The organism is Streptomyces sp. NBC_01092, assembly GCF_045039535.1.
In the GTDB taxonomy this organism is placed as follows: Bacteria; Actinomycetota; Actinomycetes; order Streptomycetales; family Streptomycetaceae; genus Streptomyces.
Genome location: NZ_CP108659.1, coordinates 3,415,377 through 3,429,720, shown reverse-complemented (window position 1 = coordinate 3,429,720; position 14,344 = coordinate 3,415,377). Strand labels below are relative to the sequence as shown.

Annotated in this window: 12 protein-coding genes; 10 read left to right on the top strand and 2 right to left on the bottom strand. The window is 69.6% G+C overall.

Going from position 1 to position 14,344, the window contains the following annotated elements; translation table 11 throughout:
- The 4 genes from OG254_RS15360 (at nt 1) to OG254_RS15345 (ending at nt 3,399) form a co-directional block, all read left to right on the top strand.
- The gene (locus tag OG254_RS15360; RefSeq protein ID WP_147996226.1) at nt 1–576 is read left to right on the top strand and encodes a calcium homeostasis/redox stress adaptation protein; all 576 of its coding nucleotides are present in this window, start codon (nt 1–3) and stop codon (nt 574–576) included.
- Nucleotides 577–717: 141 nt separating this feature from the next.
- Nucleotides 718–1,293: a TerD family protein gene (locus tag OG254_RS15355; RefSeq protein ID WP_147996227.1), complete on the top strand. Its 576-nt coding sequence runs from the start codon at nt 718–720 to the stop codon at nt 1,291–1,293.
- Nucleotides 1,294–1,416: 123 nt separating this feature from the next.
- Nucleotides 1,417–2,565 (top strand): DUF475 domain-containing protein, encoded by a 1,149-nt coding sequence (locus tag OG254_RS15350; RefSeq protein WP_351187776.1) that lies wholly within the window; start codon nt 1,417–1,419, stop codon nt 2,563–2,565.
- 96 nt (nt 2,566–2,661) lie between these two features.
- Entirely contained in the window at nt 2,662–3,399 is a 738-nt protein-coding gene (locus OG254_RS15345; protein WP_405581914.1) for a Tellurium resistance, read from the top strand.
- Between the two features lie 45 nt (nt 3,400–3,444).
- Here the strand turns inward: OG254_RS15345 and OG254_RS15340 are convergent, their stop codons facing one another.
- Nucleotides 3,445–4,257, bottom strand: coding sequence for a TerD family protein (locus tag OG254_RS15340; protein WP_405581912.1), 813 nt, complete (start codon nt 4,255–4,257; stop codon nt 3,445–3,447).
- 187 nt (nt 4,258–4,444) lie between these two features.
- Here OG254_RS15340 and OG254_RS15335 point away from each other — a divergent pair, with 187 nt between their 5' ends.
- Genes OG254_RS15335 through OG254_RS15325 form a run of 3 tightly spaced genes read left to right on the top strand, consistent with a single transcriptional unit; the run spans nt 4,445 to nt 9,059 of the window.
- Nucleotides 4,445–5,614, top strand: coding sequence for an HpcH/HpaI aldolase/citrate lyase family protein (locus OG254_RS15335; RefSeq protein WP_405581909.1), 1,170 nt, complete (start codon nt 4,445–4,447; stop codon nt 5,612–5,614).
- Between the two features lie 50 nt (nt 5,615–5,664).
- Nucleotides 5,665–8,247 (top strand): phosphoribosyltransferase domain-containing protein, encoded by a 2,583-nt coding sequence (locus OG254_RS15330; RefSeq protein ID WP_405581906.1) that lies wholly within the window; start codon nt 5,665–5,667, stop codon nt 8,245–8,247.
- Complete coding sequence (locus OG254_RS15325; protein ID WP_351187766.1) at nt 8,247–9,059, top strand: HAD family hydrolase; 813 nt, start codon at nt 8,247–8,249, stop codon at nt 9,057–9,059. The genes OG254_RS15330 and OG254_RS15325 overlap by 1 nt, the downstream gene beginning before the upstream one ends.
- A gap of 3 nt (nt 9,060–9,062) precedes the next feature.
- Here OG254_RS15325 and OG254_RS15320 read toward each other — a convergent pair whose 3' ends face one another.
- Complete coding sequence (locus tag OG254_RS15320) at nt 9,063–9,281, bottom strand: zinc ribbon domain-containing protein (RefSeq protein WP_405581902.1); 219 nt, start codon at nt 9,279–9,281, stop codon at nt 9,063–9,065.
- A gap of 252 nt (nt 9,282–9,533) precedes the next feature.
- Between OG254_RS15320 and OG254_RS15315 the strand changes: the two genes are divergently transcribed.
- From OG254_RS15315 to OG254_RS15305, 3 genes are all read left to right on the top strand, one after another.
- Nucleotides 9,534–11,705: a transglycosylase domain-containing protein gene (locus tag OG254_RS15315; RefSeq protein ID WP_405581900.1), complete on the top strand. Its 2,172-nt coding sequence runs from the start codon at nt 9,534–9,536 to the stop codon at nt 11,703–11,705.
- A 50-nt stretch (nt 11,706–11,755) separates the two neighbouring features.
- Nucleotides 11,756–13,045, top strand: coding sequence for a hypothetical protein (locus OG254_RS15310; RefSeq protein WP_405581898.1), 1,290 nt, complete (start codon nt 11,756–11,758; stop codon nt 13,043–13,045).
- 88 nt (nt 13,046–13,133) lie between these two features.
- Entirely contained in the window at nt 13,134–14,300 is a 1,167-nt protein-coding gene (locus OG254_RS15305; RefSeq protein WP_405581895.1) for an amidase domain-containing protein, read from the top strand.
- Nucleotides 14,301–14,344 lie beyond the last annotated feature (44 nt).

Genomic DNA, 14,344 nt, shown 5'->3' with positions numbered 1-14,344 from the left:
GTGGGAGTCAGCCTCAGCAAGGGCGGCAACGTATCACTGACCAAGGAGGCCCCCGGCCTCACGGCGGTCATCGTCGGTCTGGGGTGGGACATCCGCACCACGACCGGCACGGACTTCGACCTCGACGCCAGCGCGCTGCTGACGAACGCGGAGGGCAAGGTCGGCAGCGACGCGAATTTCGTGTTCTTCAACAACCTGAAGAGCCCCGACGGCTCGGTCGAGCACACCGGCGACAACCTCACCGGTGAAGGCGAGGGCGACGACGAACAGATCAAGATCAACCTCGCCGGCGTCCCGGCGGACGTCGAGAAGATCGTCTTCCCGGTGTCGATCTACGACGCCGAGAACCGCCAGCAGTCCTTCGGCCAGGTGCGCAACGCGTTCATCCGCGTCGTGAACCAGGCCGGCGGCGCCGAGATCGCGCGCTACGACCTCAGCGAGGACGCGTCCACCGAGACCGCGATGGTCTTCGGCGAGCTGTACCGGCACGGTGCGGAGTGGAAGTTCCGCGCCATCGGCCAGGGCTACGCCTCGGGCCTGCGCGGCATCGCGCAGGACTTCGGCGTGAACGTCTGAGTTCAGCATCCCGGACGTGACCGTCCAGGACACCGCTGGCGGAGTCGGGCGCCGTACCGTTCGGGTACGGCGCCTGGGGGGTGCCCCTACTGGGGGAGTGCAGGACAACCAAAGAAGCATCACGCGGGGAGGACCAGCATCATGGGCGTCACGCTCGCCAAGGGAGGAAACGTCTCCCTGTCCAAGGCCGCACCGAACCTCACGCAGGTGATGGTCGGGCTCGGCTGGGACGCGCGCTCCACCACCGGAGCCCCCTTCGACCTCGACGCGAGCGCCCTGGTGTGCAGCGGCGGTCGGGTACTGGGCGATGAGTGGTTCGTCTTCTACAACCAGCTCAAGAGCCCGGACGGCTCGGTGGAGCACACCGGCGACAACCTCACCGGCGAGGGCGACGGCGACGACGAGTCGCTGCTGATCAACCTGTCCAAGGTGCCGGCCCACTGCGACAAGATCGTCTTCCCGGTCTCCATCCACATGGCCGACGAGCGCGGCCAGACCTTCGGCCAGGTCAGCAACGCCTTCATCCGCGTCGTGAACCAGGCAGACGGCCAGGAACTCGCCCGCTACGACCTCAGCGAGGACGCCTCCACCGAGACCGCCATGATCTTCGGCGAGGTCTACCGCTACCAGGGTGAGTGGAAGTTCCGGGCGGTCGGGCAGGGCTACGCGTCGGGTCTGCGCGGCATCGCGCTCGACTTCGGAGTCAACGTCTCATAACGCGATATGAGCAAAAGCCGGGGCCCCGTGGGGCGCGACGGGGAGCCGACTAGACTTCGGTTCAAAGTTTCGTAAAGCCGAGTGCGGCGCGCGGGAGCCCCGTACACAAGGATTGGGTAGCCAGTGGTTCTGAAAACCTTCGGCTGGTCGTTCGCGGTCACCGCGCTCGGCCTGGTTGCAGCGGTCCTCTTCGGGGGGTGGGAAGCTCTCGGCATCGTGGCGATCCTCTCCGTCCTCGAGATCTCGCTGTCGTTCGACAACGCGGTGGTCAACGCCGGGATCCTGAAGAAGATGAATGCCTTCTGGCAGAAGATCTTCCTCACCGTCGGCATCCTGATCGCCGTGTTCGGTATGCGACTGGTCTTCCCCGTCGTCATCGTCGCCATCAGTGCCTCGCTGGGCCCGATCGAGGCGGTCGACCTCGCGCTCAGCGACAAGGACCAGTACCAGCAGCTCGTCACTGACGCCCACCCGGCGATCGCCGCGTTCGGTGGCATGTTCCTGCTGATGATCTTCCTGGACTTCATCTTCGAGGACCGGGACATCAAGTGGCTGGGCTGGCTGGAGCGCCCGCTCGCCAAGCTCGGCAAGGTCGACATGCTGTCGGTCTGCATCGCGCTCATCGTCCTGCTGATCTCGGCACTGACCTTCGCGGCCAACGCCCACCAGCACGGCGGCGCGCACGTCGACAAGGCGGAGACGGTCCTGCTCTCCGGTATCGGCGGCCTGATCACGTACATGATCGTGGGCGGTCTCTCCGGCTTCTTCGAGGACAAGCTCGAAGAGGAGGAGGAACGCGAGCACGAGGCGGATGAAGAGGCGGAGCGCACCGGCAAGCCCCGCACGGCGGTCGCCCTGGCCGGCAAGGCCGCCTTCTTCATGTTCCTCTACCTTGAGGTCCTGGACGCGTCCTTCTCCTTCGACGGCGTGATCGGCGCCTTCGCCGTCACCAACGACATCGTCCTGATGGCGCTGGGTCTCGGTATCGGCGCGATGTACGTCCGGTCGCTGACCGTGTACCTGGTGCGCCAGGGCACCCTCGACGACTACGTCTACCTGGAGCACGGCGCGCACTACGCGATCGGCGCGCTCGCCATGCTCCTGCTGGTCACCATCCAGTACGAGATCCCCGAGGTCGTCACCGGCCTCATCGGTGTCGCCCTGATCGCCTGGTCCTTCTGGTCCTCGGTCCGCCGAAACCGCGCGCTGGCGGCCGCGGAGGGAAAAGCCGAGGGCTCGGACGAGAAGACTGAGGTCTCGTCCGGGGTGTGACACACCTGCGGGTGAGGAACGCTCTGTGCGGGGCGGCCGGGCTCCGGCCGCCCCGCCGGTGTTTCCAGGCGGTTTTCAAGTGAACGTGGGGGCGGAATGGGGTTCCTGGACGGACTCTGGCGTGGCCGGGCGGCCGAGTTCGACTCGGGCAGCGCGTCGTCGAACTCGATCCAGCTGACGAAGCGGCACGACCGGGTTTCTCTCACCAAGCAGGGCGCTGCCACGGGGCATCTGCGGATCAACCTGACGTGGCGGATGCGGACGTCCGACATCGGGGGGTCGCAGCGGGAGAGTCTGCTGCGGCATCCGTTCAAGGCGCTCAAGCCGCCGGAGGTGGTCGGACACAGCCAGAGCATGGTCAACGTCGACCTCGACCTCGGGGCGCTGTACGAGCTCGCCGACGGGACGAAGGGCGTCGTGCAGCCGCTGGGCGGGTTCCTCGGGGACGCCAACGGTCCGCCGTACGTGAAGCTCAGCGGGGACGACCGGTTCGGGTCGGCGTCGGGGGAGACGATCTACGTCAACCTTGATCACCGGGAGAACATCAAGCGGTTGCTGGTCTTCGTGTACATCTACGACCAGACGCCGGCGTTCGACCGTACGCATGCGATCGTCACGCTGTATCCGAGCAACGGGCCTCGGATCGAGATAGGCCTCGACGAGCGGCATCCGCAGGCTCGGTCGTGTGCGGTGGTGATGATCGAGAACGTGAAGGGGGAGGTCTGGGTCCGGCGCGAGGTGAAGTTCGTGTACGGCTTCCAGGCCGAGCTGGACCGGTTGTTCGGGTGGGGGTTGCAGTGGGGGCGGGGTTACAAGACCAAGGCGGAGAAGTAACTGCGCAGATCGACACAGCCCCGCGCCCCTGACGGGGCGCTCCGGTCATCGTCCGATGAATTGGGGTCCCTGGGGCGGCAGGCGGAAGTCAGGGGCTGCCACGGCCGTCACCGGGGGCGGGTAGCCGTAGCCCGACTGGGCCATGGCCGGCTGGCTGGTCGGCTGAGGGTAGCCGTACGCCGGCTGGGTCGGCGGGGGCTGCTGGGGCTGCTGGGGGTAGCCGTAGGACGGCTGGGGCGGGACCGTGGTCGTCGGCTCTTCGGGGGGCAGCGGCTGGGAGACCTCGGGCGTCTGAGCGTGGTCGTCCATGGTCTCCGACTCGTCCACCGAGATGCCGAAGTCCGTGGCCAGACCCTTGAGGCCGTCCGAGTAGCCCTCGCCGAGGGCGCGGAACTTCCAGCCCTCGCCGCGGCGGTACAGCTCGCCGCAGATCAGGGCCGTCTCCTGGCCCGTCTCCGGCTTGATGTCGAAGTACGCCAGCGGATCACCCTCGGTGGCCGTCGCGTCGTACAGCAGGATGCGCAGGTCCCGTACGCGGTCGAAGGTGACGCCGTCCGCCGATGCGACCACCAGAATCTGACCGACGCTCGACTCGACACCGGCGAGATCTGTCTGGATCGTGTCGGTGAGGCCCTCGGCGAGTCGCTTCTTGCCGAGCCGCCAGACCTTCCCGGAGGGGTGCCGGGGCTGGTTGTAGAAGACGAAGTCCTCGTCGGAGCGCACACGTCCGTCGGGGCCGAGGAGCAGAGCCGAGGCGTCGATATCCGGGACCCCCTGCCCGGGCGTCCAGCGCAGCACGGCGCGCACCGTCGTGACTTCGAGCGGGACGTTCGACCCCTTCAACATCGCGTGCGTCATGCGGTCATCCTGCCTTCTCCGTCCTGGTCACGACAACGCGGGGTACACAGACCGTGCGGGGTCGTGTTTGTCCGCGTTACCAGAAATTCATGCCTGTCGGGAACCCCTGACATGGGTATCTACGTACTATTACCGGCCACCTGTGAACGGGTCACAGGGACCACTGAAGACATCACGGGGGAGTTCTATGCGTCATTTCGGGCACATCGCCCCGGAGGTGCGGCAGCGCCTGTTCCACCAGGAGCCGTGCGAGTTCACCGCCGACTCTCCGGCCAGGCTGCTCTCCGTGGCCCTGGGCGCCACGCTCTACAGTCCGGCCACGCGGCCGCGGCTCGCCGACGACATCGTCAAACAGACCGGACGCGGCGTGGTCTCGATGGTGCTGTGCCTGGAGGACTCGATCGGTGACGAGGACGTCGCGGAGGGCGAGGAGAACCTCGTCCGGCAGTTCGCCGACCTCGCCGGACGGGAGGGTTCCGGCGATCTGCCGCTGCTCTTCATCCGGGTCCGGACACCCGAGCAGATCCCCGACCTCGTAAGACGGCTCGGCCCCGCCGTCCGGCTGCTGTCCGGATTCGTGCTGCCGAAGTTCACCGAGGAACACGGCATGCCCTTCCTGGAGGCCCTCGCGAGCGCCGAGACGGCGAGCGGGCGGCGACTTTTCGCCATGCCGGTGCTGGAGTCGCCCGAGCTGATGTACCGGGAGTCGCGCGTGGAGACCCTGGAGGGCGTCTCCCGTGCGGTCGACAAGTACCGGGAGCGGGTGCTGGCGCTGCGCCTGGGCGTCACCGACTTCTGCTCGTCGTACGGGCTGCGGCGGGCCCCGGACATGACCGCGTACGACGTCCAGATCGTCGCCTCCGTGATCGCCGACGTGGTGAACATGCTGGGGCGGGCCGACGGCACCGGGTTCACGGTGACCGGGCCGGTGTGGGAGTACTTCCGGGTGCAGGAACGTATGTTCAAGCCCCAGCTGCGCCGCAGCCCCTTCCTGGAGGGCCAGGCCGAGGAGCTGCGCGAGGCCCTGATCGAGCACTCCATGGACGGCCTGCTGCGCGAGATCACGATGGACCACGCCAACGGCCTGCTCGGCAAGACGTGCATCCACCCCTCCCACGTCCTGCCCGTGCACGCGCTGTCCGTGGTCAGTCACGAGGAGTTCAGTGACGCCCAGGACATCCTGAAGCCCGAGCGCTGCGGCGGGGGTGTACTCAGGTCGCAGTACACGAACAAGATGAATGAGGTGAAGCCTCATCGCGCCTGGGCCGAGCGGACCATGCTGCGGGCCGAGGCGTTCGGTGTGGCCAATGAGGACATCGGCTTCGTGGAGCTGCTCGCCGCCGGGATTCCGGCCTGAACCTGGCCGACCGGCTCCGACGAGCCGACCGGCTTCTATCCAAGGGACGCATGAACAAGGCAGTGAACGACGGGGTCTGGTCCGGGAGCTGGGTCGCCGAGCGGCTCGGGGTCCAGTTCGTGGGCGACGACGAGCTCACCGGGATGCTGGGGCTCGCCCTGCGGCGCAACCCCAAGCGGGCGCATCTGCTGGTCTCCAACGTGCTGGGCAAGCACGTACCGCAGTCACCGTCCGTGGTGTACGGCGCCGGCTTCGCCCTGGGCCGCCGGGTGCGGGATCTTCTGGGCGCGGCGGAGGCCGCCAGGGCGGTCGTCCTCGGTTACGCGGAGACGGCGACGGGGCTCGGCCACGCCGTCGCCGACGGTGTGGGGCTCGCCCCGTATCTGCACTCCACCCGCCGTCCGGTCGCCGGGGTCGCCCGGGCGGGCGGCTTCGAGGAGTCGCACTCGCACGCCACGTCGCATCTGCTGCTGCCGGAGGATCCTGCGCTGCTGGTCGGTGACGGGCCGCTGGTGTTGGTCGATGACGAGTTCTCGACGGGGAACACGGTGCTGAACACCGTTCGGGACCTTCATGAGCGGTATCCGCGGCGGCGGTATGTCGTGGTGGCGCTGGTGGACATGCGGTCGGCGGCCGACGCCGGTCGGCTGGAGGAGTTCGCGCGGGAGATCGGCGCGCGGGTGGACCTGGTGGCGGCGGCCTCGGGGACCGTACGGCTGCCGGAGGGGGTGCTGGAGAAGGGGCAGGCGTTGGTGGCGCGGTACGAGGCGGAGAGTGCCGGGGCCGGTGGTCTGTCGTCTGCGGCGCCGTCGGGGCCGGTCGCGCAGTTCCCCGCGCCCCCAAGCAGCGGCGTTGCCGCTGAAGCGGCCCAGGACGCCAACCCCCCAGGGGCGCGGGGAACTGCGCGACCAGCCCCCACCGGCCCGCACCCGAACATCACCCGAATAGACCTGCACTGGCCCCCCGGCCTCCCCGACGGCGGTCGGCACGGCTTCACCCCGCAGCACCGCACCCGCCTCGAAGCGGCCCTCCCCGCCATGGCAGCCCGCCTGGCAGAGGCGCTCCCCGCCGATGCGCACCGCGTGCTCGTCCTCGGCTTCGAGGAGCTCATGTACACCCCCCTCCGCCTCGCCCGTGAGCTGGAGCAGGTCGCCGAGGGCGTCGAGGTCCGCTACTCCACCACCACCCGCTCGCCCGTCCTCGCGGTCGACGACCCGGGCTACGCGATACGCACTCGCCTGGTCTTCCCGGCCCACGACACCCCGGCCGACGGCCCCGGCGAGCGCTACGCCTACAACGTCGCGGGCGCCGGCTTCGACGCCGTCATAGCCGTCGTCGACTCGGTCGCCGACACCCCCGAACTGCACGCGCCCGACGGCCTGCTGGCGCGGCTCGCCGCCCACGCCCCGCAGGTCCTGCTGGCGGTGGTGCCGTCGTACGTCCCCGGGCCCCTGGCCCTTCCCGAAAGGCACCCGATGCTGCCCGAGCCCCTCCGCGGCCCCGCCTTCTCCTCGTACGCCCCCGACGAGGTCGGCTGGCTGCTCCAGGACCTCTCGGACGTGACGCTGGAGGCGCCGACCGAGGAGCGCGAGGAGGCCATCCAGAGCGGCGGCGCGCACTACGCGGAGTCGCTGCCGATGGAGTACCAGCCCAGCGAGCAGTACCAGGAGCTGTTCCACACCGCGCTGGAGGAGTCGGCGGCGCGGCTGGCGCAGGCGGCCGGCGCGGTGACGGAGATCGTGCTGGCCGAGCGCTCACCCCGGCCGGTGCTGGTGTCGCTGGCGCGCGCGGGCACCCCCGTCGGCGTCCTCATGCGCCGCTGGGCGCAGTTCCGGCACGGGGTCGAACTCCCGCACTACGCCGTCTCGATCGTGCGCGGCCGCGGCATCGACGCCAACGCCCTGCGCTGGCTGGCCCAGCACCACGACCCGCGCGACGTCGTCTTCGTCGACGGCTGGACCGGCAAGGGTGCCATCACCCGCGAACTGGCCGCGGCGATACGGGAGTTCGAGGTGTCCGACGGCATCACCGGCTTCGACCCCGAGATCGCCGTCCTGGCCGACCCGGGCTCGTGCGTGCGGACGTACGGCACCCGCGAGGACTACCTCATCCCGTCCGCCTGCCTCAACTCCACGGTCTCCGGCCTGATTTCGCGTACGGTGCTGCGCGCCGACCTGGTCGGCCCGCACGACTTCCACGGCGCGAAGTTCTACCGCGAACTCGCCGGCGCCGACGTCTCCGTGGCCTTCCTGGACGCCGTGTCCGCGCGCTTCCCCGAGGTCGTCGACGCCGTCGACGCGACGGTCAAGGAGCTGCTGTCCGGCGACCGCGAGCCGACCTGGGAGGGCTGGGCGGGCGTCGAGCGCATCAGCGAGGAGTACGGCATCCACGACGTGAACCTCGTCAAGCCGGGTGTCGGCGAGACCACGCGGGTGCTGCTGCGCCGGGTGCCCTGGAAGATCCTGGCGCGGGCCGGAGCCGGCGCCGACCTGGACCATGTACGCCTGCTGGCCGAACAAAGAGGAGTACCGGTGGAGGAAGTGGCCGAACTGCCGTACACCTGCGTGGGGTTGATCCACCCCAAGTACACGCGGGGCGCGACGGGCGCCGACGGCAAGGCGGTGAACGTCTGATGCCGGTGCTGGTGGCGAGCGACCTCGACCGTACGCTGATCTACTCCGCCGCGGCCCTCGCGCTGACCATGCCGGACGCGCGGGCACCGAGGCTGCTGTGCGTGGAGGTCCACGAGAGCAGGCCGCTGTCGTACATGACCGAGACGGCGGCCCAGTTGCTGACCGACCTCGGTGACGCGGCGGTCTTCGTGCCGACGACGACCCGGACCCGCAAGCAGTACGAGCGCATCAACCTGCCGGGCCCCGCGCCGAGGTACGCGATCTGTGCCAACGGCGGCCATCTGCTGGTCGACGGTGTCTCCGACCCGGACTGGAACGCCCGGGTCATGGCCCGGCTGGCGGAGGAGTGCGCGCCGCTGGAGGAGATCCGGGACCACCTGATGGCCTCGGCGGACCCGTTGTGGGTGCGCAAGCACCGCATCGCCGAGGACCTCTTCGCCTACCTCGTCGTCGAGCGCGAGCTGCTGCCCGAGGAGTGGGTGAAGGAGCTCGCGGTGTGGGCGGAGAACCGGGGCTGGACGGTCTCGCTCCAGGGCCGCAAGATCTACGCCGTCCCGAAGCCGCTGACCAAGAGCGCCGCCATGCACGAGGTGGCCCGCCGCACCGGCGCCGACCTCACGCTGGCCGCCGGTGACTCCCTGCTCGACGCCGACCTGCTGCTGGCCGCCGACAAGGGCTGGCGCCCGGGGCACGGCGAGCTGGCCGACGCCGACTGGACGGCTCCGGCGATCAGCGCGCTGCCGGAGCGCGGGGTGCTGGCGGGGGAGCGGATCCTGCGCGAGTTCCTGAAGGAGACCAGGGCGCCCGAGTAGGCGTCAGCCGCAGCAGCCCCCGCCGCAACAGCCACCGCCCCCGCCGCCCGCCCTGGGCGCTGCGGGGGCGTTTGCCGTGCCGCCGACCGCCACCGTGGACAGAAGCTTCACCGTGTCTTCATGGCCGGCCGGGCAGCTCGCAGGGGCGGAGGACTCCGCCATCGGACGGCTCAGTTCGAAGGTGTCTCCGCAGCTGCGGCAGCGGTATTCGTAGCGAGGCATGGTCACAGGTTAGTCGGCCTGACCGGATACACACCCCTCTGCAGCCCTTTGCGATTCACGCTGTCCGGTACCTGTGTGGAGAAATTGAAAAGGGCACTGATATTTTTCGATCGCCGCGAGGAGCCACAAGGCCGGGGGAAGCAGGGGGCGCGCTGCCGTTGACCGCGGCGGCCATGCCCTTCCGCGCGGGCACGACCGAATGCGGGGAGGGGCGCAGCTGTGACCAGGGCTGGGCAGGAGCCGGACGAGACCATGCAGTTAAAGGTCCCCGCGCTCCCGCCGGACGAGACCGTGCAATTGCGGACGGTCGAGGCGGGTTTATCCCGCACTGCAGACGTCCCTTCGGGAAAGGGCACATTTCGCCCACCCGGGAGACCACCCGGGAGACCACCCGGGAGACCACCCGGGCGCCGCCGCAGGGCCGCCCGCTCTGTCGCCCTGTCCCGTCTCAAAGCCGCCGCGGGCCCCTGGGCAACCCGTCTCGCGCCCTACGTCCGCCGTCTGCGGCCCCAGTACCCGCGCCCCGGCCGCACCGGCTGGCGCCGCTGGGTGCCCGCGTGGCGGCAGTGGCTCGGCGGCGTGCTGACCGTCCTCGGCGTGAGCGCCGCGGCCCTCGGCGTGGCCTACGCCGCCACCGACATCCCGAAGAACCTCAACTCGTACGCCACCCAGCAGGACAACGTCTATTTCTGGTCCGACGGGACGCCCATGGCCCGCACCGGCTGGGTGCGCCGGCAGGACATGCCCCTGAAGGACATACCGGAGGACGTCCGCTGGGCGGTGCTCGCCGCCGAGAACGCGAGCTTCTACAGCGACCCCGGTATATCGGTCAGCGGCCTCACCCGTGCCGTGTGGCGCACCTTCGGCGAGGGCGACACCCAGGGCGGCTCCACCATCACCCAGCAGTACGTCAAGAACGTCTACCTCAGTCAGGACCGCTCGGCCGGCCGCAAGTTCACCGAGGCGATGCTCGCCCTCAAGCTCGACAACCGGATGAGCAAGGACGACATCCTGGAGGGCTACCTCAACACCAGCTGGTTCGGCCGCGGGACCTACGGCATGCAGCGCGCCGCCCAGGCCTACTACGGCAAGGACGTCGGCGAACTCGACGTCAGCGAGGCCGCCTTCCTCGCCTCCCTCCTCAAGGGCGCGGCCCTCTACGACCCCGCGCTGAGCAAGGCCAACCACGCGCGGGCGGTGGAGCGCTGGTCCTGGATCCTCGACCGCATGGTCGACATCGGCAGGCTGTCGCCGTCCGAGCGGGCCGAGTACCGCCAATTCCCGGAGCCGTTGAAGCAGGCCAGGGGCTACGACACCGGCAAGCAGAGCGACTACCTGGTGGAGCTGGCCGCGCAGTACGCCAAGAAGGCCGCGCACATCTCGGACAAGCAGTTCGACCTCGGCGGCTACCAGATCTACACGACCTTCGACCGGAAGCGGGAGACCGCGCTCACCGACGCCGTGACCAAGGCCCGCGGCAAGGCGCGCAAGCAGGACGCGGCCACGGCGAGGGCCGCGCACTACGGCGCCGCCTCGGTGGCCACCGACGGACGGATCCTCGCCGTCTACGGCGGCCCGGACCACCGTACGCAGGGCTACAACGAGTCCAACGCGACGACCGTGCCCGCCGGTTCGGCCTTCCTGCCCTTCGTCTACGCCTCCGCACTGCAGAGCGGCGTCCACACGACCCGTGACGGCGGCCCGACCGAGGTCACCCCGCAGACGCTGTACGACGGCGACGACGGGGTGCCGGTGATGACGCCGGAGGGGCCGTACTGGGACCGCGGCGGCAAGCGGGTCGCCGCGCACAACGACGGCAGGAAGGACTACGGGCGGATCAGCCTGCACGACGCGCTCGCGCTGTCCGTGAACACGCCGTTCATGCAGCTCGGCATGGACACCGGCCTGGACAGGGTGCGCCGGACGGCGCAGGCCGCCGGGCTGCTCTCCTCCAGCTTCGGCCCCCAGGTGCCGGCGCTGTCCCTGGGCAGCGCCACGCCCAGCGCGATCCGCATGGCGAGCGGGTACGCCACGTTCGCCGCCGCGGGTACCCATGTCGAGCCGTACTCGGTGTCCCGGATCAGCCGTAACGGCTCCCAGGTGAGGCTGACGAAGCCCGTCTCGGGCCGCGCGGTGACGGCGCGGGTGGCCGAGCAGGTCCAGGCCGCGCTCAGGTCCGCCTTCAGCCTCGCCCACCCGGCCATCGCCGCCAACGCCGCGCGGGCGACGGGGAAGGCCGGCACCACTCAGGACGACACCGCGGCCTGGTACGTCGGCACGGCCGCCTCCGTGTCGACGGCCGTGGTGGCCTACCGCATCGATCTCACCAAGAGCCTCGAACCACTGCCGTTGAAGGGCATCGCCGGCACCCCCGCCGGCAGCGTCCCGTACGACATCTGGTCCGGCGCCCTGGGTCTTCGCTGACCCGGCGACCGGCCCCCAACCCCCCACCCCCCTCGCAGAATGAGCCGCGCATGATGTCTCCGTCCGGCCGCCGTCGCCGACCCCGCGCACCCCGCCGCAACCCGCCTCCGGGAATGCTGACCCTGGCGGCCCTGCTCGTCGTCGCGTCCCTCGTCGGCGGCTATCTGGTCCTGAACCGCATGGACAGCACCGCCCCGACCGCGTCCTCCGGCACCTCCCGGCCCGACGGCGGACGGGCCTCCGCCGAGCCGAGCGGCGCACCCGAGTGGGACGGCAGGACCAAGGTCCTCGGCGACGGTTCGACCTCCTACACCGGCCCGCAGAAAGGCCAGTTGAAGCCCGAACCCCTCAAGCCCGGCGAGAAGCCGCCCCAGTTCGTGGTCTTCTCCTGGGACGGCGCGCTCCAGGGCGACGACGAACTCTTCTCCCACTACCGGGAGATGGCGAAGCGCTACGACGCCCACATGACCTTCTTCCTCACCGGCATCTACCTGCTCCCCAAGGACAAGAAGGACCTCTACTCGCCGCCCCAGCACCCCAAGGGCTCGGCGGCGATCAGCTTCCCCACCGACGAGCACATCCGCACCACGCTGGAGCAGCTCGGCAAGGCGTGGCAGGACGGCAACGAGATCGGCACCCACTTCAACGGCCACTTCTGCGGCGCCAAGGGCGGCGAGGACTGGAGTGTGGCGCAGTGGAAGAGCGAGATCGACCAGTTCTACGACTTCGTGGAGCGCTGGAAGACCAACACCGGCTACACCGACGTCGACCCGCTGCCGTTCGACTTCCGCAAGGAGGTCACCGGCGGCCGCGCGCCCTGTCTGGAGGGCCAGGCGAACCTGCTGAAGGCCGCCAAGAGCTACAAGTGGCGCTACGACGCCAGCTCCACGGGCGACTTCCAGATATGGCCCACGAAGAAGAACGGCATCTGGGACTTCCCGCTCCAGATGCTCCCGTACGAGAAGGGCGACTTCCAGGGCCTGTCCATGGACTTCAACTTCCTCTACAACCAGTCCGACGGCGAGACCGACGGCGACCCGGCCCGGCACGCCGAGTGGCAGCAGGAGACCCTCGACACCTATATGGCCGGCTTCAACCGGGTCTACTACGGCAGCCGGGCCCCGCTGTTCATCGGCAACCACTTCGAGGAGTGGAACGGCGGCATCTACATGAAGGCCGTCGACGAGATCATCGAGAAGGTCTGCACGAAGAAGGACGTCAAGTGTGTGTCCTTCAAGGAGCTCGCCGACTGGATGGACGTACAGAAGCCCGAGACCCTGCAACGGCTGCGCGGCCTGGACCCGGCGCAGTCGCCGGACTGGTCGACGGTGGTGAAGTAGTCAACTACCCCCGGGTTCTTCACAGTTGGGGAGAAGGTGTAAACATTTCCTGCCCGGGTTCGACCACCCCGGGCCAAGGAGAATCCCCGTGAGATCAAGAACACCGATCCGTGTGCGCCGCCGCGCCACCATAGTCGCGGCGGCCGTCGCCTCGATCGCCGCCGGAGCGGCACTGCTGCCGACCTGGAGCGCCGGCGCCGCGAGTGTCGACGACCCGGCGGTGGACGCCGGGACCCGGGCCGCCTTCCAGCGACTGGCGGACGCGGTCTTCACCGACCGTACCCAGGCCCTGGTCGACGTCGAGCGGAGCGCGCGGCCGCTGACCGACGGCTTCCTGGGCGACGTACGGCTGTCGGCCGGCGTCGCCCGCGGCGAGGACGCCGCCCGGTCCACGCTCGACCGGCGCAAGGACCTTCTCGCGCAGCTCGGCGAGCGGTACCGCAAGGCCGACACCGCCGTCACCCTGGACGCCACGCGCGTGACGGGCCGTACGGCCAAGGCCGAGGTCACCGAGACCACGACCCTGACCTACGACAAGGTCCGCGGCGACGAGCCGGGGACCACCGGGTTCCAGGCCCACCACGAACTCACCTTCACCGCCGGCCCGCGCGGCGAGTGGCAGCTGACCGCCGTCCGCGACACCGACCCGGGCATCGCGGTGAACACGGTCGCGGGGCGGTCCGTGAAGGCGCCCACGGTGGACGACACCATGCCGTCGGCCCCGCGCGCCGCGACCACCTACCCCGCCCCGGCCAAGCCCAAGACCCTCACGGGCACCGCCCTGAACTACAAGGCGATGGCCGCCTACGCGGAGAAGCACTGGAGCAACTACAACAAGGACTACCCGGACTTGGGCGGCCGCGGGGACGGGGGCGACTGCACCAACTTCGTCAGCCAGTCCCTGAAGGCGGGCGGCTGGAAGCACGTCCCGGGCTATGTGTACGACTACACCAGGTGGTTCGGCAACGCCGAGATCCAGTCGCACTCGTTCGTCGGCGTCAACGAGTGGTCCTGGTTCGCCCAGAACTCCAAGCGGACCACCAGCCTCGCCAACGTCTACCAGATGGACGTCGGTGACGTGCTCCAGATGGACTTCGACAAGGACGGGGCCAAGGACCACACGATGGTCGTCAGCTACCGCAGCCCGCAGGGCGTGCCGTATCTGACGTACCACTCCACCAACACCTACCGGCGTTCGGTGGCCAGCATCATCGCGTCGTACTCGAACGCGGCGTTCTACGCCTACCGCACCTGACCCGGTACGGGCCCGCCCCTTCGCCGGTGCCGGCCGGGGCGGGC